The sequence below is a fragment of the Neobacillus sp. B4I6 genome, assembly GCF_050434045.1.
Classification (GTDB): Bacteria; Bacillota; Bacilli; order Bacillales; family Cytobacillaceae; genus Neobacillus.
Genome location: NZ_JBNPWB010000002.1, coordinates 2154118 through 2180412 on the forward strand (window position 1 = coordinate 2154118; position 26295 = coordinate 2180412).

Genomic DNA, 26295 nt, shown 5'->3' on the forward strand with positions numbered 1-26295 from the left:
TAATGGAATATGATTTACCAATTTTTATTAAGATTACTTAATTGAACAAAATGAAGAAAAATATGACGAGGTTTTGAATGATAAAAATCCAAATTCCTCGTCATTTCCTTTTTATGTCTATTTTCATATTCACCAGTTAAAGCGTAAACAATAAAAAAGAATACGGACGATTGTACCATTATCTCTTTGAAGATATTAGCCCTGTTTTCTCGACAACCCTTGGCCAACATAATTTTAATCTTCGACAAATAGTTGTACTAAATACTTGGTTTTTCCTCTTCATTAAATCATAATCACTTTGATTCGTTGAACCGATTCGAAGCAATTCTTTTTTTAAATCTTCAAGGGTTTCTTGATTTGATTTCAACAAAACCGCCCCCCTAATTTTTTCAAAGGAATGCACATTTCATTTATCAACAGTTTCTCTTTTACCAGCCACGCTCCTCCAATTACGCCTGCATTATTTCCTAGTGTTGCAGTAACAATCTCAACACCTTGAGCCACTCTTGGAAAAGCAAAAGAAATAAATTCCTGTTTCAAAGGTCCCAAAAGTGTGCCACCTGCTTTTGAAACTCCGCCTCCTAGTACAATTTTTTCTGGATTTAAGCCATTAGCTAAATTGGCAAGAGCCAGTCCTAAGTGATATACAACCTGTTGGATGATTTTCTTAGCAATTTCATCCCCTTCGTTTGCAGCATCAAAAACTTTCTTGGCTGTTAGGGTTTTATTTTCCTCGTAAAAGTCCCTTAATTTACTAGTACAATCAGTAAAAGATAGTTCCTTTTGTGCTAAACTGACAATTCCTGTTGCTGACGCAACAGTTTCTAAACACCCCGATTTCCCACAATTACAAGGTGAACCTCCTTTAGCAACAGATGTAATATGACCAATTTCACCTCCAGCTCCATTTACACCATGTACAATCTCCCCATTAACGATAATTCCACCACCTACACCCGTTCCTAATGTTACACAGATTAAGCTCTTAGCTCCTTTGCCAGCACCTTTCCACATTTCACCGATGGCTGCAATATTAGCATCATTGTCAACAACAACTGGCAATGAGGTTTCTCGCTCGAGGATATCCTGTAAAGGAAAGTTCTCCCATCCCAAATTAACAGCTACCTCTATGGAACCATCATCCTCATTAACAGGCCCCGGCGCTCCGATTCCAATACCGATTAGCCGATTTTTTGTTTGATTTAATTCCTCCAACTTTTGATCAATCGATCTTGCAATCGCTATTGGAATAAACTGACCCCTTTCTCTTTTGTCAGTATCTATCTCCCAGCTATAAATGATTTCACCATGCAAACTAATAAATGCCATTTTAATCGTGGTGCCACCTAAATCAACACCAACTAACCATTTTTCATCCATACCCATCACTCTTTTTCTGTATTATATTTGTGATTTTCCTACTTCAGCGTTCCAAAAAAGCCCTTGAAATCTACTTAGTTTTATTTGTATCTCTTTTTTATTTCTACAGATAGCAACACTTTTTATAAATTAATCTATGCTGATTTTAAAGCTTTCAAACGGTATTCCGCAGCTTAGTCCTACTAGACTACACCTAAATAAAGATGAAACGCATTGGGGATTCAATGCGTTCCATCAAAGTCCTATAACTCTATTACTTATCTCTTTAACTATTTTATTTTCGTCGGTTTTATATTTTCAGTTCCGTCGCGGTCAATGACAATCATTTCCCAATATTCCAGACTTGGAAGAGTAATAACTATCTCTTTATTTTCCCATTTATATTGAATTTCTTTTAATTGTCCCTGATCTGCATCCGGGCTTGCCGTATAAACTTTTAAGTCAGGCAGTTCTTGTTGGCTCTTTCCAATCGGATAGCGTACCGTTATATCATTATACTTATTCGGTGTTAAAGCGGCATTTCTCCAGTTTGAATCATTATTTAAGAGATTGATAAGATGAACAACATCGTAATCCTCAAATCCTTTATTATTCCTATTTTCCCTGACAATCGACCAAATGGAATTTTTCTCTCCATTTCTGCTAACTTTAAGTGGCTGCCCTTTTTCTTCCACCTTTATCAATCGATCCGTCTCTTTACTATCAAACAGAAGATTTTCGTAAGCAGCGAAGAACTTATAGTAATCCTTCATCGATCCTTTGAGAGGACTTGTCATTTTTTTGCTACGATTTGGATAATATTCATGGGCCAACATGTTAGGTCCTTCTTCATATTTTTCTGCAGTACCCAATTCAATATGTGTTGCACCCAGAGCCGCTAATCCCGCATCCATTAAACGTACAGATGGTTCATCAAATAGGCCTACTGTCATTCTGCGTAAATCAATAGATCCTTTTTGATCCTCCTCTTGTTTCAATGTTATTTTATGTTTCCCTGAGTCTAAACCTGGTAAAACAACGTATCCATCCTCACTATAGGAATCCTTACTTCCTGTACTCTTAAATACAACCGTATAAGGTTTCCCGTTGTCATCTAATATCGGTTTTCCATCTACATAAATTTTTCTTACTGTATCTGCTCCTGCATTAGCATAAGTGAAGATAAAACTAGTCTCTCCCTTTTGAGCTAAATTTACGTCAAACGTTACTTCGTCCCCTGCATGCCCGAAATTTAACAATGTATCTTTGTAGATATGCATTGGAGGAAGAGAATTGGTTGATTCTGCTTGATATTTTTTACTTCCTATTTGCAAATAATCCAACTTCACTCCGTCATCATCGAGGTTTTCCACTCTAATGGTTATCTTATTTTTTCCTTCTTTCAAAGGAATTCCAGTCATTGTTTCATCTTTCCAACTGTTACTATAAGTAAAGCTATTGTTTTTCATTTTCTCATCATTTACATAGACAGAACGATTTGCAGTTCTTTTCGATGAAGAGTCGTTGTTATATCTCCAGACTAAATCAAAGTTTCCGGTATGTGGAGCATTTACCTCAAAAGTTAAGAAATCCCCATCATCATTAAAATCATACACATTTCCTATTGAAGTTGTAATTCCATTACCCTCCGGCGCAAATGCTGCTTCTTCGACTTGATATTCTTCATCACCAACCAGTAAACTATCTAAATTGATATACTCACCATTTGAAGCCAGTTCAAACACAACCTCATGCTGGCCAGCAGGAACAGTTGCTTTTATCGACTTCTCAACCATCGCACCATCCCAACCACCTGGTGTACTGGAAAATATATTTTCAGAAACTGTTTTTCCATCAACATAACTGTTGTTTGCTGGAATTAATTTTCCGTCGACATAGATATTTACTTTTGGATTATTGCCTGTTTTATATTTAAATCTTAGTGTATCAGTTTCCCTTTGATTATTGACAGTGAAAATAGCACGTTGGCCTGCGCTTCCAAAGTTATCAGTCTTACCAGGAGAAACAGCAATACTACTAGTTCTTTCCACAAGGAGATTCCATCCAAGGTCGGCTTGTTCAGCTTCTATCAGTCTATTACTCACTTCAAAATTGTCGACTTCTATTCCTGTTTCAGCGGTTTGTCCTTCCATCTTCAGTTGTATCTCATTTGTTCCTTTATATAGATAGATTGGTATTTCAACTTTATTCCAGCCATCGCCGCTTGTTTTGGAGAAGTTAACCACTCCAGCTTTTTTACCATTAACGAAAAAGCTTCGTTGTGTTACCCTGCCAGCATTTTTATACGCAACGGAGATTGCATATTCTTTTGACTCATCAGCATCTACTTTAAAAGATACATAATCTCCCTGTTGTTTAAAGTTACTTATAGAATTAGTTGATTTTTCCATAATTGGTTGCCGTGTTGGCTCCCAGCCGATTTCTGCTCTTTCAGCTTGGAATCGCGTATCCCCAACCATCATGTAATCAACTTTCCCCCCTGTATCGTTGGCACCTTCTACTTTTAGAACAACTTTGTTTTCTCCTGCTTTTAACGGCACTTGAATTTCTTTAGAATTTTCAAAAGCTTCCCAGCCACCAGTAGGTTCGAACTTAATAGAATCAAAAACGAGTTCATCATTGACATACATATGACGATTTACAGCCACGCTTTCAACACCATATCCAAATTTAATTGGGTATGTTCCTGCCTGATCTTCATTCACTGTAAATTTAATAAAGTCTCCGTCTGTATCAAAGTTATATACATGTCCAATTTTATCTACTTTACAACTGATTAGTTCTGCATCTTCTGCCTCATATTCCTTTTTTAACAAATCCTTTTTAACAACTATACTATCTACGTTTAACCAGAGATCATTAGTATTGAGTTGAAGTTTTATTTGATTTATTCCTTTTTCTAAATCTAATGATAAATTTTTAATCGCCACAGGATTTCCCCATCCTGTTTTTTCATTAAAATTTATCGCATTATTAACGATTTGATTATTGACAGATAATTTCCCTTCAGGGTTATCGCCATTATCATGTCCGTATTTGAGAGAAACATTGTAGGTTCCTGCATCAGGAACATCTACTGTCCATATAATTTGATCTTCGTCTTTTTTTCCAAAGTCCCCAACCCAACCAGGAGTTTTTTGAATACGCGATACAAATTGCTCTGATTTAGGAACACCTTTCACATCTGCCACCTCATAGTGGTCTCCGGTAGCCTGCTTATAATTCATATATCCAGCAATGACAACAGCTTTTCCACCATTTGTCTTACGGGTTTCCTCAACTACTTTTACTAAATCTCGATAGTTGTCTTTATCCTGCCAAATTTCACTATAATCAAAATCTGTGTTTGTAGATGGAATCGGAACATCCTTGTAACCTTCATTTCCACCAACCATATTGAAGGTAACAAAATTTTTCTTATTATCATTCTTTACAAGAGAATCTTTTACTGAATTAATCAGCGAATCATAGTCCTTTGAAAAATAACGTTTCTCACCACTGTAATCATATAAATAATCATTATCATTCGCGCCCCACTGATCTAGGTGTATGCCGTCAAAGCCAAATTCGTTTACACTTCTAGTAAACTCTTTGTTAATGTATTTTTGCCATAGTGGATTGCCTGGATCCTGCAGGTATAGCCCTGTATTCGCCCAGTCAAAGAAAAAACCTTCCTGATCAGCCAGTTTAGGATTTGGGAATTGAGCATTCTTCCGATACAGCCCCCATTCTTTTTTCACTCCAAAATCCTCGTAATTTTCCCTAGCTGCATAATTCATTTGGTAAGCTAAGGCTGCTGCATTATATTTTTGCGATGCTTGAACTTGCTGTTTAACGGACAACGGAAAAAGTTTACGGCCTAATAAATCATTATAAGCAGTATTTGGTCCGATCTCTTGTGTAATAAAATTTCCTTTTTCGTCTAAAAGTGCTTTCCCGCTGCTATCCGTTTTGGAATAAACAGATACATCGTGCCGCCACATCCAATCATAAAATTGAAATCCATTTAAATAGTACTCTTGTGTAAGCTGCTTCATCTTCTTATCACTTTCAGCTGTTGTCTCTTTAGGAAACTCCGTTGTATAGCCGTACCGTGGAAAATGAGTCCAATCACTGGAGACATCAATTGCTGCTGTAAGAACTTGATTGGAACCCTCAATGGATGCTTTTACCAGATAGCCTCGAAAGTCTTCATCAGAAGGAGTCCATACGATTTCGACGCCCTTTAGATCCTTCTTGACCTGAATATTTTTCTTACCTTCCGCGACCTTCTCATTTAAATGATAGACTTCCAAATTAAGCGTGCCTTTCCACTCTTGGGATGAATCAAACAACAGCGACATCGTTACTTTTTCTCCCGGATTATAACGTGCTTTGTCTACCAAAAATGCTTGAATAGGTTCTGCAGGCAGTTGCTTTTTAGCTGCCTGAGATATTTGCTCGCTAGTGGCGTGAGCTTTGATCACTGGTGTAAACGGCACCGACGTTAATGCCAAATTTAATGCTACTAAACTGACAAGTGATAACTTTTTTCGTTTACGTTTGAAAATTTTCATGATTTCCTCCTTAGTTTCTTAAGATTTATGTAAGCGCTCGTCAAAACTAATCTTGTATCTCCTTTCGGAAAAGTATGTTAGGTTCATTTTCATTTAGATTACGAAAATTTGTAACCGTTAACATTACTTTGTTGGTGTCTTATATTTTGTTCATGAAAAATAGAAGCATGTTAGAGGGAGTGTTTTATTATTACTAGTTGAGAGATAAAAAACACCAAAAGACTTGGTTTTATCGGAACAAAAAAACTGTACAAATTTCTATTAAAATTGTCCTTCATCCCCCCAAAAAAGACCCTGCCAATTAAGACAGGGCCAAACAAATAAACATTATTTAAGCCAATATACTCTAGCTTCATAAGGCTTCAAAATAAATAAATTAACAGAATCTCCTGCTTCCACTTTATAGTTGCCAATTAACAACTCAGCTGTATCAAGCTCAAAATCTTTTGGCAATTCAAATGGCGATTCCTCAGCAGAGAAATTGCACAAAACAACTAATTTTTCATTCTCTAACGTTCGCGTATATGCATAAATCTTTTCATCGTCTTCCAAAATCAATTCATATTTTCCATATACAATTATTTCGTTTTCTTTACGCAGTTTAATAAGCTGCTGATAGTAATGAAAGATGGAGTCTGGATCAGCAATAGCTTTTGCCGCATTGATTTCCTTATAATTCGGATTCAACTTTAGCCACGGAATACCTCTTGTAAAACCTCCATTTTCACTGCTATCCCATTGCATTGGCGTTCTTGCATTGTCGCGGCCCTTTTTATAGATTGCCTCCATTATTGTATTGTGGTCTGCATCGCCTTTTACCACTGTTTCCATATACATATTGTGGATTTCAATATCATTGTAATCTTCCAAATTTTCAAAACGGACGTTTGTCATTCCAAACTCTTCACCTTGATAGATGTATGGGGTTCCTTTCATCATATGAAGGAAGGTTCCGAGCATTTTACCTGATTCACCCCTGTATTCCTTGTCATTTCCGAATCGGGAAACCATCCGCGGCTGATCATGGTTATTTAAATAAAGACTGTTCCACCCCTTGCCGTCCAGATCGTTCTGCCATTTTGACATGACGTCCTTCAGATCGGCCAACTTCCATGGTTTTACATTCCATTTGCCGCCAGGACCTGAATCTAGATCCATGTGCTCAAAGGTGAAAATCATATTCAATTCTGTACCTTCATTGTTAGCATATTTTACGGCATCATCAGTAGATGCACCCGGACTTTCACCCACTGTCATGATGTCATATTTCGATAGAACTTCACGATTCATTTCCTGCAGGTACTCATGGACACGCGGACCGTTCATGAAGAAATCGCCGCCCCAGTCGTACTGTTTCCCTCCAGGAGCACTTGGGAGTCCATCTACTTTGGAAATCAAGTTAATAACATCCATTCGGAAACCATCAATTCCTTTATCCAGCCACCATTTCATCATGTCATAAATTTCTTTTCTTAAGGTTGGATTATCCCAGTTCAGGTCCGGCTGTTTTTTACTAAAAAGATGAAGGAAATATTCTTCGGTTGCTTCATCATATTGCCACGCCGAACCGCTGAAAAAAGAGGTCCAGTTATTTGGTTCTGTCCCATCCTTTCCCGGCCGCCAAATATAATAGTCACGATACGGATTATCCTTCGATTTACGGGACTCGACAAACCAGTGGTGCTCATCTGATGAATGATTTACTACGAGATCCATCATCAACTTCATTCCGCGGTCATGTATCTGTTTTAATAATTCGTCCATATCTACCATTGATCCAAACTCATCCATGATATTTTGATAATCACTAATATCATAACCATTATCATCATTTGGCGACTTGTAAACTGGCGACAGCCAGATCACATCTACTCCCAATTCATTTAAATAATCAAGCTTTGAAATAATTCCACGAAGATCGCCGATTCCGTCTCCATTGCTATCCATAAAGCTTCGCGGATAAATTTGATACACTACACTTTCTTTCCACCATTGTTTCTCCATTTTTTATCTTCCTTTCTCTATCAAAAGTAAGCTATCAATTTCTTTTGCTGCAAGCGACAATCCTTCTTTTACACCGATTTGTTCTAGGATTATCATCCTTAAATATTTTATATAAATTTCTTCAATCTCGGCCCAATTAACCATAGGCGGTAGTGAAAAGGAATTCTCTAGACCTTCTATATAACTGCTTAAGTAGCCTGATTCCTTAGTCGATTCTTTTATTTTGATTCCTTTTACCGTTGGCATTAAGCCGGTTTTCATTAGAAGCTTTTGTGGTTCAGGACTAGCCATCCATTTAATAAATGTCCAACTCGCTTCTAGATTCCTAGCCCCTTTCATGATAACAAGGTTTTCCCCGCCAAGCACAGACCCTTTTCCATTTGTAACCGGAAACGGAGCAGAGATAGTATTCTTGATAATTTCTTCCAGCTTTTGAGGAGTTTGGACACTATAGAACCAAGGTCCTTCATCAATCATAAAATACTTTCCATCAACGACTCCCTGCCACGTATCCGTTTTCCCCGAGGAGTTATAGAGGATCCGTAAATTCTCAACCGCTTGAATACTTTTTGGGCTGTTTAAAAATCCATCTGCCTTTGTATGATCAGGACTTAATATTGTCCCGCCAAAGCCATAAAAGTACGGCAGACTTTCCCAGATTGTATATCCAGTCAGACCTAGTTGGTAATGGTGCTTAACGATTAAATCCAGCAGTTCATCCATATTTCCGGGAGGCCTGGTGTATCCAGCGTCCTTCAGCAACTCGCGATTGTAAATGGCAGCCTTCGTATTGGTATTAAGAGGAAGGCCATAATATTTTCCGTTAAAAAGATTCGATTTTAACGGAGGTTCCAGTAAACCTTCCTTTACAAAGTGAAAATCCTTGAAATCACTAACAGAAGAGATTTGTCCCATTTTAGCGAAAAATGGAACCCAGGAAATATCCATCCGTACGACATCAGGAGGCTTCTTGGCAGAAGCTCTAGCGAGAAGAGTCCACTTCAACTGTTCACCATAGGGCTGGCGGACAGGCTTGACATCAAGATTAGGATGCTGTTTTTCAAATAGAGGTATGACCTCGTTTTCGAAAACATCTGTTTCTTCATCACTATAGGTATGCCAGACAATAATCTCGTCTTTTTTATTATCAGGTTTCTGAAGAGAATGATTGCCATCCATAATCGATTGATTATTACATCCCGAGGTCAAAATCAATCCTGCTAAGACAATAGCCAAAAGCCATCTGTTCAAAGCCATCATCCCCCCTTCCACAACAGGTATGTTCATAGCTGCAACATTATTATGGACTCTGATTCTTCGTCCGGAAATCAATGGGAGAAGAGCCCATTAATTTCTTAAAAAGCTTGCTAAAATACTTTACATCCTTAAACCCCGATTGTTCTGCTACTTCATACACCTTTAATGAGGTATTTTCCAATAATTCTTTTGCCTTTCGAATACGTAAATCCATGACATAGTCGATAAAATTTTGACCGACAAGCCTTTTAAACAAGACACTAAAATAATTACGGCTGATATGGACGTGACCGGAAACGAGTTGCAATGTCAGTTCTTCCGTATAATGACCATGAATAAAATCAAGTGCTTTTTTCATGATCACATTTTCACCCAGCGGGAGTTGCTGATTATGTTGAATTAACTCTGAATACTCTCTTATTTGCAACAACAAGGTCTTTTTTAATTCATCGAGCGTTTCAATCTTTTTTAACTGCTCGTATTTTTCCATTAATTCATCAGCATTCAATTGCTTTATAAATAAATATCTAATAATCTCACAGGCATCGTTTTTAATGTCCACTGGGGAAATAACCACCGATTCCCATTCTTGAAATCTTCTGCTGAGGAAATCTGTAAGACTTTGTTTATCATAGGGCAATAAAATCTGGTGAAGCGAAGCCGTATCTAAAAGAGGTAATTTTCCCTCTGGAAAGGGCTCATAGCGGAAAATGGATGCACCTGGATTAAAAAATCTTCGTTCGCGGGCTGAGCCACTTCTTTTAAATCCTTGCTTTACAAAAGATAGATCTCGAATTACCTCAAAACCAACAGTAAAGCTGGAGTTTGTTTCGAGCTCAATTTCCTTTTTCAATTTTTCTATGACAGCATACGGATCTAATGATGTGTATAGTAGGAAAAGCATTTGGTTCTCATTAACTGGAAAACATATTCCTTCGTCTATATTCTTGTAGAAATAATTTTGGACGTCTTCCAAAAGCATTGTCTTAAATAAAAAGCCATGCTGTTCCTCCAGTTTATCCACATGATTTAGGCTCATTGTTAACATAAGGAAGGGCTCTTGCAGCCATCCGAATTTCTGATGAAGCTCATTAAGATTAGAATCCTCAAGAATGACTTTTTTGATGGCTTGTTCTAGTTTTTTACGTTCACTTAAAAAAGTGGTCTGATTGGCCAACTGTAGTTTCTCTTCAACTAGCCGCTCTTTTTTTATCATTTCCACAGTTTTTTGGATAAGTTTCACAAATTCTTCAGGTTCCAATGTTGGTTTCAAAACATAATCCACGGCGCCAAGCTTTAAGCCTTCCCGAACATAGTCAAAATCGGTATAACTACTGACTAAAATTACTTTTAAATTAGGAAACCTCTGAAGCATTTTCTTCATTAAAGTGATGCCATCCATGACAGGCATTTTGATATCCGTGATTAACAAATCAACTAGTCGACCCTCAGCCGCTTTGAGGGCTTCCTCTCCATTCGGATAATCTCCCAGATAATGGAGGCCCTCCTCGGCCCATTCAACAGAAGCCTTTAAACCAAACCGAATGACTGGTTCATCATCTACAATCATTACGTTATACATGATTTTCACCTCCATCCTTCGGGAATAATTCTAATGTAACCAGGGTTCCATGTTCTCCACTTTTAATATCCACGCTCGATGTATGAGAAAAATAAAGCCGTACCGAATCATACACATGATTTAACCCGATTCCTATGAAAGAATTTTTGGATTCTTCCGATGGCAAGATTTGGTCTAATCTTTCTTTGTTGATCCCGACTCCATTATCCTGGATTTCGATTTTTACACCCTTGCCAATGGAATAAGCTTTCATGGATATCACCCCTGATTTTCCTGTAGGGACTAAGCCATGAAAAACTGCATTTTCAACTATAGGCTGAATAAGCATTCTTGGAATTATAAACTCTTCTGTCCCAGCTTCCATTTCCAGTTTCAGGTGGAAGGACTGCTCGTAGCGAATTTGTAGTATAACAAGGAATCTTTCAATGATTTCTAACTCTTGCTGAAGCGTTACAAAGGTACCACTTTTCCCCATGCTTGCTTCAAGTAACCGGCTTAAAGCAGATAAAGCTGTATTTGCCTTTTCTGTTTGCTTGAATTTTACAAGCCAGCGAATCGTACTTAATGTATTAAACAGAAAATGAGGATTGATTCGATGTTTAATCGCCCGAAGTTCCGCTTCTGTCTTAAGGCTTTGTTCCTCTTTTACCTGTTCCATCAACTGGTCAACTTGTTTCGTCATTTGATTAAAGGTGTCACTCATCAAACCAATTTCATCATTTGATTTAATATGGGTTCGGACTTTAAAATTCCCTTTCCCAACCTGCCTCATATGCTCCGTCAGAGTCATAATCGGCTTTGTCACTTTATTGGCTGCAAACAAACCAAATACAACAGCAAACAGAGTAAACAAGATGGAGGAGAGAATCGTAATTCGCTGTACCTTTGCCAGTTCACCGGTGATTTCGTCAATTGGAACAATCCCCACAATGTTCCAGCCATTTGAAAGCGGTTGTTTCACTCCGTAAAAGAAATCCCCATTCTCTTTATATTCAAATTCATCAACCTTATTATTTCGGATGTGCTTGTGTAAATCGGGATTTTCAACAGGCTTGTTGATTTTATCCATATTGGAATCAATCATGATTCGCCCCTGATCATCCACAACGAAAAAATGGCCCGTTTTGCCTAGCTTCAACTGTTCGATTTTATTCAAAATGGACCTTCCATCCAAATTCACCTGAATAAAAGCGATATTTTCCATAGTTTCAAGGTCTTTCATTACCCTAGTGACAGGCAGGACAAGTTCGGTATTCTCACCGGCCCCGCTAAAAAGATCATATTGAAGCCCTCGCCAAACCAGATCGCCATCTTTCTTTATCGATTCCTGGATCCAGTTGAAATCATGGAGTCGATATCTGCCCAATTTGACATAAGAAAAGGAACCGCTTCCCCAGCTTGTTCCTTCATCCTTTAAAATATAGAGGATTCTGACAAAGGAACTCGAATAAATTTGTGAGTTTAAAAATGAAGTCAATTCGGCACCATTCTGTTCTTTATCTATCGAAGAGAGCACGGGATCCTCATCCATTTTGACAATATCCCGAAGCTGCCTATTACTGTATAGAAGATCCGACATATCACTTCCTACTGATAAAACGAAAGATAGGGAGTCAGCTGCCTGTTTAGCTGTTTGAAGTGAAGATTCCCTTACATTCTCTTTCACAATGTTAGATGAAGAAACAAAATAGAATACACTGATGAACGAACTAGGAATCAATATACTAATGAATATGGCTATGATGACCTTTGTTGAAAACTTGTTTACCAGCATCTTCTTCATCAGTGAGATCCCCTTCTTTACGTCATACATCTGTATTTCATGTTACCCATTCACCTGGAATGGTTCAAGCTATTTTATACTTTCACGGATTTGCCTTTACTGTTTTATTTCCATGGTCAGAATGGACAAAACGCTTTTTTCAACTTCCTTTTAATGAATTTGCATTAAGGTTATGAACTGGTTTCCTTTTTTTGATTTCATTGCCCATACTCTTTTGATAGAAATAAGTCACTATCAGTGCTATTAATCCTGGGAGAATAAAGAGTAGAAAAGCCGGAAATACCATCCACATGATATAAGCCGCGACCACTGCATCCAGAATCATCAGAACTGTATTCAAAGGATGCAGGAACAATAGATACATGGCATTAGTCAGATACGCCTTCAAAGGCAGTTCCTGATCGACAAGGAAACTGTATACAAATAAAAAGAAAAATGGTGTCACAATGACTAATACGTAAAAGACAATTGCCAATAGTGAGGACAGCCCTGAATAATACCTTAGTGATAGATAAAAAACGATCAACGCAGTGGCATTGAGACAGCCTAAAACCATACTTTTTACATACTCTCTTTTGTAATAATTCCAGAATATTTTAAGGAATGGAAACCCGTCGTCACCCTTCACATATCTTCTTGCCAAAGCCAAGGTAGCTACCGTTGTCGGTACTGCAACAAAGGGTAAGAGAACTATACCGACGATGACCATCGTGTGTACAATGGTTACATCGGGTGCCCCCAAAAGATTCACCCCTAAAAAAACATATGGAAGATTAAATAGCCACCAAATACCCGTCAGTTTTAGAATCATATAGAGCCCCTTCATCAACTGATCACTGTATTTAAACAAGTTCATTTTGTATCCTCCTAAATACAAATAGGAAATTATACCTATTCTTTAACAGAACCGATCACTAACCCACTTGTAAAATATTTTTGCAAAAACGGATAGATTAATAACACTGGTATCGTAGAGACCACAATCTTAGCTGCATTCAGTGTTTGGTTTGAAATGGCCGCAACAGCTTTTAATTGTGACACATCCGTAATTTTAGTAACGTCAATGTTCAATTGTTGAATATACGTTTGCAGCGGATAGTTAGCAGCTTTGTTAATGTAAAGCAAACCACTAAAATAATCATTCCAATGCCCTACAATAGAAAAAAGTGAAATAGTTGCCAAAGCCGGCAGTGAAATGGGCAAGTAAACTTTAAACAAAACTTTTAATTTTGTCGCACCATCCATAATAGCGGCTTCTTCCAACGAACCTGGAATACTCTTGAAAAAGTTCATTAATAAAATAACGTTAAAAATCGGCACTGCCCCCGGTAAAATAAGTGACCAAATAGAATCAATCAAACCTAAGTTCTTTACAACTAGGAACGTTGGAATCATCCCACCGGAAAAGAGCATCGCGAAAATCAAAAGATTCATATAAATATTGCGTGCACCAAATTCCCGCTTATTTTTAGACAACGGATAGGCCATTAAAATCGTTAACAACATGTTCAAAGAAGTCCCTAAAACAACTCTTTCCACAGAAATCATAAAGGAACGCCAAAATTGTGCATCTCCAAGTAAAACCTGATAAGCACTTACATTGAAATTTACTGGCAACAAGCCCACCTCATTCGCTTGAGCCGCAACTCTGTCACTAAAAGAGATTGATACCATATTAAGTAATGGTAATACACATAGGGCCGTCATCAGCAATAGGATTGCCCATATACATACATCGGCGATTCGACTTCCAAAGGGTTTAGAACGTTTGGATTTTATAAACTCTTTCCCCCATACAACGGCAAACTGACTGCCAACTGTTTTTGATTTCATTGACTCTTTCTCCCCTTTTAAAAGATCCTCATGTTTGCAAGTTTCTTGGACAATTGGTTAGCTGATAAAATTAATACGCAACTTACGATTGATTTCAATAAGCCAATTGCCGTTGCAAAACTGTATTGTTGTCCTAACAGACCTACACGGTACACATAAGTGTCAATAACATCCCCGGTTTCATACACAATAGGATTATATAAGGCAAAGATTTGGTCAAAACCAGCGTTTAGAATGTTTCCCAAATTCAGTGCTGTAATCAGCATAATAGTTGGCAAAATTCCTGGTAAAGTGACATGCAGTAATTGCTTATAGCGATTAGCACCATCAATTGAAGATGCCTCATAAAGACCTGGGTCAATCCCTGTTAATGCGGCTAAATAAACAATCGCGCCATAACCAAAGCCTTTCCACACATCAGTTGATATAATGATACTTCTAAACCAATCATTGCTTCCTAGAAACAAAATCGGGTCATGTCCTAGTGCCTGTAAAAAGTTATTCACTGGTCCATGGTAGTCAAAGATGTTAATGAATACTGCAGCCAAGATCGCCCAAGATAAGAAGTTAGGTAAATAAACAATGGTTTGGATGGATTTTTTCGCCCATTTCAATCTAATTTCGTTTAGCAATAGAGCAAAAATAATAGGTACCAGCGTTCCTAGAACAATCTTACCAACCGCAATCACAACGGTATTCCTTAATATCTTCATACTATCCGGAATTTCCAGCATGTATTTAAAGTTTTCCAAACCGACCCAGTCTGATCCTAAAATACCTTTAGCAGGGACATAATCTTCAAACGCCATGATAATCCCAAACATTGGTATTAAACTGAAAATAATTAAAAAAATCATGCCCGGTGCCATCAAGAGATGATACTCCAGTTGCCCTCCACGTTTTTTCATTTCACATGCTACCTTCTTTCAAGTATAAATTGTATAAATGGGTACAAATTTTACATTTGTACCCATTTGGTTTTATTTTTCTTTAATGGCATCAGATACTTCTTTTGTAATATCACTACCACCTGTTCTCTTCCAGTTTTCAACAAACTTGTCGAAATAATCTAAGTCCTTTTCTCCAGTCACAATCTTCAAGAATGCTTCATCCTCTAATTTCGTTAAGTTTGCCCATTTCAATTTCATACTCTTGGTCTGACCAAAGAAAACAGGATCTACTTCATTAATCTTAGTTTCAGCCATTAACTTTCCAGCTACTATTCTAGATTTATAGGCACTCCATTGGTTTGCATCTGATTTAGCGGGATCTTTTAAATAACCTGCGATCTTTTGATAGGATGATTGATCATCAAGCGATAAGGTATTTGGTTGTTTTTTACCTTCAATTGCTGCATTAATATTTTGATACATTTGTGCGGTTGCATCATTAAAGTTAACCATGATATTTACTGGTGCCCCACGGTCACCGCCAAATTTAATAAAATCTACGACTGGCTGATAATTTCTATCTTCTTGGCGTAATTTATCATCTAATGCACTAACTAATTTTGGTAGAACTTCTGGATGTTTAAAACCTTTTCTTACCACATAGAATTCAGAGGCAGGATTTTGTGTATAAGCTGTGATTGTACCGCTACCATCTTTAGAGATAATGTATGGTGCCCAATCTGCCATAGGATTCTTCTGTTTTGCAGAGTTCAATGGATAGTCTGGTGTCCACCAAGGACCAAAGTATGCACCAGTTTGACCACCAATAATTAAATCTTCAATGCTTTTACGGACAGCTAACTGTGGATCAATCAGACCTTTTTTGTACCAATCTGTTAGTTTACCTAATCCTTGTTTGGTTTCATCGGTAATAGATCCATAAACTACCTTGCCATCTTGTTCAATCCATTGACGAGGGAAAGAATTATAGGTTTGAAGGATATTATCAGCTTGGAATAAAGATCCATACATCCCTCCAATGCTAGGAGATAATGCTAAACCAACCGTTTTTCCTTTACCGTTTCCACCCGGATCTTTTTGAATAAATTCTGTTAAAACTTTTTCCATATCATCAACAGTCTTAGGTCCTTCTAAACCAAGCTTATCCAACCAATCTTTACGTAACCAAAGCATAGTTGGAATATTAGCATTAGAAGTAGAAGGTAATGCCATTAATTTCCCATCAATTGTTGCTGCCTCTAATGCACGCCCATCGTAGGAATCATACATTTTTTTAACATAATCAGATGCACTTGATTTATAAACATCTGATAAATCGGCAACCAAGTCATTGTCGACCAATTGGCGTAATGTTGTCGCATCGACAGCCATAATATCAGGTATATCTCCTGACGCCACTGCCATTGAAACCTTCTGCTTATATGCATCTCCATCTTGAGCTTCAAACTTATTTTTACTTTGAATATTAAGCGTTTCCTTTAAGTAACTTGTATAAGCATTGTCTTCATACGTTTGCCCCGGAGGTAATTTGGCAATACCTGGAGTAGCCTTCCCAACGGTATAAGTAACAGTTTCCTTATAGTTACCGAAAGGTTTTAGTTCCTCTTTAGTTGCCACGGTTTTTGTTTGTAAATCTTCCGAGGAGTTTGAGCCTACTGAACATCCTGCCAAAACACCAAATGACATTATCGTTACAGCAGCAATTGAGAAAATTTTCTTCATGAATGTTCCCTCCAAATTTTTAGGTTTTATTTTTTTAACCAGAATCATAATTTCATAGCTAATGCTTCCTACAACAATAAATCTAATAGATTATTGTTCTGTAAATACAACGCTTACAAAGCAAAAAAAATAATTGGTACAATTAAACTGTTACGATTTCTTCATTTTTTCCCCCTTATCTATTTATAACTCTATTATGATTCTAAAGACCCTTTCTAGAAACCGTTTCCATTACTAGGATGGTGTCTTATATTACAAATATCTCACCACCGATTTCCTGCTGATTGATAAGGTGTTCTATATTGTTATTAAAGAGAGATAAATTACACCATTTTTGAAATTTGTTTAAAAATTTTACTTGTATTACAGTTTGTTTTTTATTCATCTGTTGGTTTACAGCGATTTATACACAGAGAACTTCTCAAAACTTTACTCAAGGTTTTTTTTGCATAAAAAAAACCACCCCTCTTTCACGAGTTTGGTGGATTTAACATACTAGTACACCTAAAATCAATCGCACTAGTACTATTTAATTTCAAGAAAATAGGGGTGATATTTTGTTTTTTTATAAAAATTTGTACCACCCTTTTAAGTAGTAAGGTATGAAATTAGGTATACTAATTACGAACTAACTACAAAAAAACACAATAAGAGAATCCTACTTCTAAGGTGTGGCTAGTTCTACAATGTAATGAGAAGTCCATGACTAACTAAACTAAAATTAATTGTGTTAAAATTGCCTTTATAAATGATTGGGATGGCCTTGGTTGTCTGTGTCTTGTTTTTCTTCAGAACTTCGTTACCCTAAGTGAAATTATGTCAATGCTTCAGCATCTTTAAAAGGAAATGTAACAAAGAGGGGACTAATTGGGACCCCTCTTTTGAGAGAATAAAATTACTTTTGAGATTACTCAGCAAGGTTTAATACAGTTACTTTTTCACGCGTCATCGATTCAATACTCTTACGGATACCTTGCGCTCCCATACCGGATCCTTTTACACCAATAAATGGGAAATGATCCGGGCCGCGTTCGGTACGTCCGTTTATTTGAACTGAGCCTGTTTCAATTTTATTCGCAATCGCAAATGCTTTATTAATATCTTTGGTAAAGACACTTGCCTGTAAACCAAATTCAGATTCATTCGCAATATTGATCGCTTCTTCATCAGAGGATACACGGATTATTGGCAGCACAGGTCCGAACGGTTCCTCCCAAGCTACGGCCATGTCTTCTGTCACATGATCAAGAAGAGTAGGGTAAATTAAATTGCGTTCACGCTTATTTCCTGTTACAAGAGTTGCACCTTTTTCAATGGCATCCTCAATTAATCCTTGAACAAAGTCAGCGGATTGATCATCAATTAACGGGACAACTGTGTTGCCTTCTTCCGGAGAACCTACAGCTAATTTTTCGATTTCTTCTTTTAAAATGGATACTATCTCGTCTGCTACACTTTCATGCACTAATACACGTTTAATAGCTGTGCAACGTTGACCGGAATAAGAAAACGCACCGCTGATAATATGTTTCGCCGCCTCGTGTAAATCAGCGTCTTCACGCACAATACCAGGGTCTTTCCCGCCAAGCTCAAGTACAAGTGGAATCATTCCTGCTTTTTTCGCTAAACTAATACCAGTATTTGTCCCGCCTGTAAAGGAGATCATATTAATACCTTTATGCTCAACTAAGTAATCACCAATGACAGAACCACGACCTGTCACGATATTGACAAGACCTTTTGGAAAGTCTGCTTTGTGAAGAGCCTCAATCATTTTAATACCACTAATAGCTCCTTGTGTAGCTGGTTTAAAGATAACTGCATTACCTGAAATGAGTGCCGGTGCTAATTTAGCAGCAGCTAAATTTACGGGATAGTTAAACGGAGGGATTGCTAGTATTACTCCTAGTGGAACACGTTCAACAATAGCAATCTTAGATTTAGATCCGCCTGGGAAGCTATCTCCCTTCATACTTTCACCATGCATATGCATTGCTTCTTCGACCGTATAACGAATGAAATCCGCAGTACGTACGACTTCATTCTTTGCATCTTTCAAACTTTTTCCTACTTCTTTCATAATGATTTCAGCAATTTCATCTTGCATGTTCACTAATTCATCTGCCCATTTATACAAAAACTTTGCTCGTTTTTGAAGGGAAGTTTCTGCCCAAATTTTTTGTGCCTCATGAGCAAAATTAATTGTCTTATCTATCTCTTCTATCGTAACCGCCTGTACTTTTCCAATAACTTCATAAAGATAAGGTGAAGTGATTTTAATAGTTTCACCAGACTTACTTTCTCTCCACTCCCCATTTATATAAAAATTGTAAGCTTTTAAAGATAATACGTTTATCGACATAATAAATCCTCCTTTAAGTAGGTGAATACCAATATGATTGAATAGGTATAATTTTCAGTCTCTTAATTATAAAAAAAACATAATAGTATTATTAAAAAACAGATTTCATCATTAAATATCGTCCAATTCACATTTATTACAAAGCTCTTTCATCCATAAAAATCATTAACATAAACTTTGGAATCATCCTCTATTTTTGTTGCTTATTCAATTTTCAATGTGCAAGTCATTAATCAATTAATTTATGGTTTTTTAATGTCTCAGTTAATTCCGATAACACATCATTCTCATCTGAGCCAGAAGCAGAAATTTTTATTTGGGCACCTTTAACGACACCTAATGACAAAACTCCCAAAATTGACTCTAAGTTTACCCTTCTCCCTTTATACTCAAGGTTTACATCCGATTTAAATTTAGTTGCAGCTTGAACTAGAACAGTTGCTGGACGTGCGTGAATCCCCGCTTCATCAATTATTGTAAAAATTTGCTCAGTCATTTAATACTCCCCCTATATTGTAAAAACTTAACTAGGTTTATTGGCTTTCTTTTTGTATCTAGGAACAATATTTCCAACTGTAAAACCATATTCCTCATGCCATCGGTCTACACAAACAGATCTCCAAAATATGAAATAACTATTGATCATACATAACTACAAGACGCCCAAGTTTTAAATGCCTTACTGTCAAAGGACCAGTCAATCCTCACTTTATGCGGCCCTTTCACCTTCAATATTGTTTTCTATTTTGATAGGTTTCAAGAAACCAACTATGAGCGCAGTTACAATTGATCCAATTAAAATGGCCAATGCATAAAGAAATGGATTACCTATGACAATTGGAATGACAAACACTCCACCGTGCGGGGCAGGCAAGCCAATTTTAAATAACATTGTTAAGGCACCCGCTATCGCTGAACCGATTACACATGCTGGAATGACACGGGCTGGGTCTGCTACCGCAAATGGTATCGCACCTTCAGTAATAAAGGATAACCCCATAATATAGCTCGTTTTTCCTGCTTCACGTTCTTGTTCTGTAAATTTGTTACGAAAAAATGTCGTTGCAAACGCAAGGCCTAATGGTGAAACCATACCACCCGCCATAATTGCTGCATGGGGAGCATAGTTACCTGCATCAATCATCGCAATTCCGAATGTGAGTGCTGCTTTATTAATTGGTCCTCCCATATCGATCGCCATCATCCCACCAAGAATTAAACCTAAAAATAACAAATTTGTTGACCCTAATCCTTGTAACCATGTTGTTAATCCATCATTAAACGCTTTTACAGGATTAATAATGATGTACATCATGATAAGACTTGTCAGTAATACACCAAATAACGGGTATAATAAAACTGGCTTAATACCATCTAATGAGTGCGGCAGACGAATAAGCGCTTTTTTTAAGCCAACGACAATATATCCTCCAAGAAAACCAGCAATTATACCTCCTAAAAATCCTGCCCCGCCCAATGATGCCATTAAACCGCCTACCATACCAGCAACAAAACCAGGGCGATCCGCAATACTCATAGCAATAAAACCAGCTAATACAGGAATCATTAACGAAAATACATATTTACTTCCAATAGTCTTTAAGGTCGCGGCAATTGGATTATAAGATGGGGAGTTTGGATCTGACGCATGGACCCCAAAAATAAATGAAATGGCAATTAAAATCCCACCAGCAACAACGAATGGCAGCATGTTGGATACACCGTTCATTAAATGTTTATAAAAGCCGCGGCGTTCTGTTGAGTCTGTTTTTACTTCCTCTCTCGATGCGGAACCACCGCCAACTTTATAAACAGGTGCATCTTGTTTCAATGCCTGTTCAATTAGTTCTTGAGGGCGGCGAATCCCATGTGCTACCGGTACTTGAATGACATGTTTACCCTTGAAACGGTCTATTTCTACTTGTTTATCTGCTGCAACGATAATCGCGACTGCGCTTTCAATTTCTTCTGCTGTTAACTTTCCCTTTATTCCGCTGGAACCATTTGTTTCAACCTTCAAGTTGACATTCATTTCTTTTGCTTTTGCTTTTAAACTATCAGCTGCCATGTATGTATGGGCGATTCCTGTAGGACAAGCAGTAACAGCAAGGATGAGATTCTCGTTGCTATCTTCCACAACTTCATCCTCTTCTTCCCCTTCACGCTCCTTTGCATCAATCGCCTTAAGGACAAAATCAATGGAATCTGCTTTAAGCAACACTTGACGGAAATCTGCATCCATCAATAACATTGATAAACGAGAAAGTGTCTCTAAGTGGGTATTATTTGCCCCGTCACTAGCAGCAATCATAAAGAATAAACGTGCTGGCTGACCGTCAAGTGATTCATAATCAATTCCGTTAACTGCACGCCCAAATGCAATTGCTGGTGTTTTGACTGCACTTGTTTTCGCATGTGGTATTGCAATTCCTTCACCAATTCCAGTTGTACTTTGAGATTCCCGTTTTAAAATCGCTTCCTTATAATTTTCACGGCTTTCTAAACGGCCTGCGGCATCTAGCTTTCCTACAAGTTCTTCAATTACATCAACTTTTGAGGTACTCTGCAAATCAAGGATAATCGTATCTTTTTTTAATAAGTCTGTAATTTTCATGCTAGAACTACTCCCAATCCAATTTTTTTGATTTCAACCTTCGGAATAAGACGCTCCACATCTTCCTGCGTACATAGCTCTAGTGAGAACGCAGTCGCACTTCCAGTAGCAACACCCGTTCGAAACGCTTCCACAACATCCCCTTTTTGTAAATAATCTGCTAGATAACCAGCCACAAGAGAGTCCCCCGCACCAACTGAATTTTTTACGGTTCCTTTTGGAACAGATGCTTGATAGATCGCTTCCTTCGTAATCAGGAGCGCCCCTTTTCCAGCCATCGAAATGGCCACATTTTCAGCACCTAATTCAAGCAATCTTTGACCGTAAGGAATCGCCTCTTCTGGTGTCTTAATCGTAACGTCAAACAACTCACCGAGTTCATGATGATTCGGTTTAATGAAAAAAGGCCCTTGTTCAACGATATCAAGAAGTACTTTGCCGCTCGCATCCACCACCACTTTTGCCCCTTGCTTTTTTGCGATTTTTGTAAGCTTTGAATAAAAATCACTAGGCAGCGAGCTTGGAATGCTTCCAGCCAGTACAAGAACATCGTCATTTTGTAAGCTTTCTACTTGTTTGATAAGCTGCCTGAATTGGTCATTGCTAACCTCAGGGCCTTGCCCGTTAATCTCTGTTTCTGTTTCATCTGTTTTCAATTTGATATTAATACGGGAATCACCATTTACATGAATAAAATTTGTGGAAATGCCCTCTTCATTTAAAAATTCTTCGACATATGAACCTGTAAATCCACCAATAAACCCAAGGGCTTTACTTTCAACTCCCGCACGTTTTAAAACCCGGGAAACGTTAATGCCTTTCCCACCTGGATATTTTACATCAAATGACATTCGATTTAATTCACCTAATTGAAAATCTTGTACATGTACGACGTAATCGACAGATGGATTTAATGTGCACGTATAAATCATCATTTCACAACCTTCATTATTGTTTTTCTGTTTTTCTTATTGTGTTGTCATTTTAGAAAATTTCAGTAGCTAAGAAATGACCTTAAAAGTGACGATGTTTGAAATCAATCTCATACCTTTAAAATTTGTTATATATAGGTATTGCCCTTTTTCGTTGAATGTTTTTGATTGTTTTTAAAGTATTTTTCTAGATATTAATAATCCCTAATTTCACATATGTATTCATAACAAATGTCTTCAACGCCTAAATCTCGATAACAATATGATTCATGAAGTATCTGTTTTTTTAAAAATTCCCTATGTTTGCACAGTTTTTAGATCCTAAAAACAGCATCTCCCTTTTAAAGCTATCCATTAAACTTATTCTTCCAGAGAAATCACTTCAATTTCTATAATTAAATTCTATCTTAGAGATTAACAAAAATCAATCACTTTCATTCAAAATCTTTCAAAAACATCCAAAACCTTTCAAAGTCCTATACTTTAAAAAGTTAAACTATTAATTCTTCAGTTTTTTACATTTAGTGACATTCTATTTGTTTTGATTCAACATATCTTTAAAATAGGACATTCAAAAATCATGTTCATTATTTAACATATCTAAAGTTGTGCCAACTCTCCAGCATGCTTTTTACTGCTGCAGATTAATAAGGATTTCCATATCCTCCTGTCCTAACTTATAGAAATTAAGAATATCGGAAAATAATAGGATCGCTGCCAACCCAAGATAATGTCAGTTGAACTTGAGTATTACTTGGTTCATAGAATCTCTCAATACCTATCTTTTATTGACACACCCTTAACCATACTAAAGGAATATGAAATAAATATTACTGTACCAAAAAGTTCTGTTGATGTTTACAGAGCAAATTCATATCAAGGCCGTGCTTGGCTGGCCGCGGTACACGGGATTGTCGCTGCGGATTGGGATTTTCTTTTTAATCTTCATAAAACAGTATTAAAACTGGCAAGCTTGCATTTTCGATTCATTTCTACCTTTCTCTTCTTAATCAAACGTTTGTTTAGATTTCAAATGGACCCTTGTTTATAAAGGACTTTTCCATCCTAGCATGTGAAAAGATTGTTGCCGTGGTATGGATTTTTTTCTTAATCTTCAAAAATTAGTATAAAAACCTAGTAATCTTACATTCTTCGACCCTTTTTCCTCTTTTCTCTTGTTAATCAATCGTTTGATTAACATTACCGCTATTCTTATTAATAATAGATTTTTTCCTAAATACCAGTAAAAAAATTGTCGACTGAATTTTTGACCTTTTTCTTTATATTTGGAAAATGTGTATTAAACCCCATACTAATAAAATTTTAATACTACCTTACCTAAATAAAAGGAGTGTATCTTACCTACTCAAATTAAAAACGCCCTTCAAAATTGAAGGGCTTTAATAATTCCAGAACTTCCGGATAAAAGAGCGTACAATACCAGTTAGATCAGCTTACTTCAATACGAACGTAGCTATACCACTAGCCTCGATACCACTGCCAATAGGAGTCCAAGTCGAATTCTCATACGTCAGACCAGTGTGCTTCTCAATAATCGCTCCGATTTCTTTGCCGTGTGAACGTGGTGGATTGAGTGAGTCACCTAACACCCACGCTTCGTGATCTGTATCAGTCATTACCTTAACCACTGTTTTACCGTCAAGAGTCTTAGCCATCTTTACGTCAAGCACCGTTGCGTAACCAGTTGCGGCAATGTCGTACTTGATGTTCTTGCAGATTTCCTCATTTTTGTCAACTGCTGGTGCTGGTTTGGCTTCCAGCGCATCCAGACGAGCTTTCTGAGCCGTGTTCTCTTGCTTGAGTGCGTTAATTTCACCATCTTGAAAAACGTTTCTATCGTTAGCCGCCTTTTCTTGACGAGCTAATTCAGTCTTGTTGGTGGCGATGTCAGCCGTGTTTTTATCAATAGCCGCCTTGATACCCGCGATTGCGTCAGTTAAATCCTTGTTTTGCCCAAGATGTACACCTTGATTTGGTAGTATCGATTTGTTGCCTTGTTACACCTGGGTTGCACCCTCCAATGATACCGCCTAATATTAGAGCAAGGATGAGTCCAGTCGCCTTGGCTCTATTTCTCATTCACATCGTCTCCATTCTGATACATAATGTTCACTGTTATTTTGTTTCAATCAAAGCTTTTTATTATGACAAAAGAAATAAGACCTCTATTGGTTGAGTCGTTTCGACAAGAGTCAGCTTGCTAATTAGCGTAATAGAGCCTTCATGGCCAATCGGATTTAATAGTAAATATACTATTACCTATTAAGGTAACTTCCTAATGGTATAGATCTCTTGGTTTCACTTTCAATTCAAGGCTTCCAGGCTTTGAGAAGGAATAATATTCCTAAGCAAAAAAGGACTATCCATATTAGATAGTCCTCTCACTTAACAATAATCAATCCACTATTTCTATTTTTCCCCCATGAGAATCCTGTCTTTTCAATCGCAAAGAGTTTTATCTATTTTCAAGATTACAAAATAAATTCTTAAGTCGTGTTATTTCAAAATTACGTTTCTTGAACCACTCCTGCGACCAAATTCGGTGAATTTTCCAACCGAGATTTTCAAGGACCTGCTGACGTAAGCGGTCTCGGTCGCGGGCTACTTTCGAGCTGTGATAAGTCTTGCCGTCACACTCAATCGCGCAAAGATACGAATCCGGTTTACGAGGATCAACAACGGCCAAATCAATTTTGTAACCAGAAGCGCCTACTTGAGTGTTTACTTCATACCCCATATCGACAAGAACATCGTAAACATCTTCTTCAAAAGGGGAATCATACATTTTTACGGTATTTGAAGATGTATATACTAGCAAATGGCCATTCATAGCCATTTCCATATAATCTCGTAAGCGGTGAACGCCAATGCTCTGAGTCCGCTCCAATGGAATGTCTTGCGGCAACAATGAGCTGATTAATTTAACATGGTATTTCGCCCGAGTAATGGCTACATTTAAGTGGCGCTCTCCCCCGTTTTTACTTAACGGCCCAAAGTTCATATGAAGGCTGCCATCAGGAGCTTTTCCATAACCGATACTGAAGAAGATGACGTCCCGTTCGTCCCCTTGTACATTCTCCAGACTCTTCACAAAGAATTCATCCTGCTTGCCTTCTTTAAAAAATTGTTCCATGGAAGGTTTATTCCGTCTCATCCGATCAATTTGGTTGAGCCGCTTAGCACAGCTGGAATAGAACCTGCATTTGTACTCTGGCTAGTGGGGCCTAGTGGCTCGAGGAAATCCACCTTGGCAGCCGATTCCCAGACGGTCCCGCCTTAGAACCCATATCGGACAACGCTCAGCTAACCTGGCACTCAGGTCACAAGCGGTAATGTTA

General features: G+C 37.5%; 18 protein-coding genes. All 18 read right to left on the reverse strand.

The window, feature by feature from the left end; genetic code table 11:
- Positions 1-178: 178 nt before the first annotated feature.
- The gene (locus tag QF028_RS12695) at positions 179-367 is read right to left on the reverse strand and encodes a hypothetical protein (protein ID WP_429465859.1); all 189 of its coding nucleotides are present in this window, start codon (positions 365-367) and stop codon (positions 179-181) included.
- Positions 364-1380: an ROK family glucokinase gene (locus tag QF028_RS12700; RefSeq protein WP_429465861.1), complete on the reverse strand. Its 1017-nt coding sequence runs from the start codon at positions 1378-1380 to the stop codon at positions 364-366. Before QF028_RS12700 ends, QF028_RS12695 begins: the two co-directional genes overlap by 4 nt.
- A gap of 269 nt (positions 1381-1649) precedes the next feature.
- Positions 1650-5936, reverse strand: coding sequence for a glycoside hydrolase family 66 protein (locus QF028_RS12705; protein ID WP_429465863.1), 4287 nt, complete (start codon positions 5934-5936; stop codon positions 1650-1652).
- A 327-nt stretch (positions 5937-6263) separates the two neighbouring features.
- Positions 6264-7940 (reverse strand): glycoside hydrolase family 13 protein, encoded by a 1677-nt coding sequence (locus QF028_RS12710; protein ID WP_429465865.1) that lies wholly within the window; start codon positions 7938-7940, stop codon positions 6264-6266.
- Positions 7941-7943: 3 nt separating this feature from the next.
- Entirely contained in the window at positions 7944-9191 is a 1248-nt protein-coding gene (locus tag QF028_RS12715) for an extracellular solute-binding protein (RefSeq protein WP_429465867.1), read from the reverse strand.
- Between the two features lie 49 nt (positions 9192-9240).
- On the reverse strand, positions 9241-10779 hold the full coding sequence (locus tag QF028_RS12720) for a response regulator transcription factor (RefSeq protein WP_429465869.1): 1539 nt from the start codon (positions 10777-10779) through the stop codon (positions 9241-9243).
- The gene (locus QF028_RS12725) at positions 10772-12562 is read right to left on the reverse strand and encodes a cache domain-containing sensor histidine kinase (RefSeq protein ID WP_429465871.1); all 1791 of its coding nucleotides are present in this window, start codon (positions 12560-12562) and stop codon (positions 10772-10774) included. Before QF028_RS12725 ends, QF028_RS12720 begins: the two co-directional genes overlap by 8 nt.
- A 139-nt stretch (positions 12563-12701) precedes the next feature.
- On the reverse strand, positions 12702-13418 hold the full coding sequence (locus QF028_RS12730; protein ID WP_429465873.1) for a YesL family protein: 717 nt from the start codon (positions 13416-13418) through the stop codon (positions 12702-12704).
- Positions 13419-13453: 35 nt separating this feature from the next.
- Entirely contained in the window at positions 13454-14395 is a 942-nt protein-coding gene (locus QF028_RS12735; protein ID WP_429465875.1) for a carbohydrate ABC transporter permease, read from the reverse strand.
- A 17-nt stretch (positions 14396-14412) separates the two neighbouring features.
- Positions 14413-15303, reverse strand: coding sequence for an ABC transporter permease (locus tag QF028_RS12740; RefSeq protein ID WP_429465877.1), 891 nt, complete (start codon positions 15301-15303; stop codon positions 14413-14415).
- A 72-nt stretch (positions 15304-15375) separates the two neighbouring features.
- Positions 15376-17028 (reverse strand): ABC transporter substrate-binding protein, encoded by a 1653-nt coding sequence (locus QF028_RS12745; protein WP_429465879.1) that lies wholly within the window; start codon positions 17026-17028, stop codon positions 15376-15378.
- A 907-nt stretch (positions 17029-17935) separates the two neighbouring features.
- Positions 17936-19390, reverse strand: coding sequence for an NADP-dependent glyceraldehyde-3-phosphate dehydrogenase (locus QF028_RS12750; protein WP_429465881.1), 1455 nt, complete (start codon positions 19388-19390; stop codon positions 17936-17938).
- A gap of 229 nt (positions 19391-19619) precedes the next feature.
- Entirely contained in the window at positions 19620-19886 is a 267-nt protein-coding gene (locus QF028_RS12755) for a phosphocarrier protein HPr (RefSeq protein WP_168243898.1), read from the reverse strand.
- A 213-nt stretch (positions 19887-20099) separates the two neighbouring features.
- Positions 20100-22004, reverse strand: a complete 1905-nt coding sequence (locus tag QF028_RS12760; RefSeq protein WP_429465883.1) for a PTS fructose transporter subunit IIABC — start codon at positions 22002-22004, stop codon at positions 20100-20102.
- On the reverse strand, positions 22001-22936 hold the full coding sequence (gene pfkB, locus QF028_RS12765) for a 1-phosphofructokinase (protein ID WP_429472310.1): 936 nt from the start codon (positions 22934-22936) through the stop codon (positions 22001-22003). Before pfkB ends, QF028_RS12760 begins: the two co-directional genes overlap by 4 nt.
- A gap of 1454 nt (positions 22937-24390) precedes the next feature.
- On the reverse strand, positions 24391-24627 hold the full coding sequence (locus QF028_RS12770; RefSeq protein ID WP_429465885.1) for a hypothetical protein: 237 nt from the start codon (positions 24625-24627) through the stop codon (positions 24391-24393).
- A 262-nt stretch (positions 24628-24889) separates the two neighbouring features.
- The gene (locus tag QF028_RS12775; protein ID WP_429465887.1) at positions 24890-25036 is read right to left on the reverse strand and encodes a hypothetical protein; all 147 of its coding nucleotides are present in this window, start codon (positions 25034-25036) and stop codon (positions 24890-24892) included.
- Positions 25037-25412: 376 nt separating this feature from the next.
- Positions 25413-26090: an AAA domain-containing protein gene (locus QF028_RS12780; protein WP_429465889.1), complete on the reverse strand. Its 678-nt coding sequence runs from the start codon at positions 26088-26090 to the stop codon at positions 25413-25415.
- Between the last annotated feature and the right edge of the window lie 205 nt (positions 26091-26295).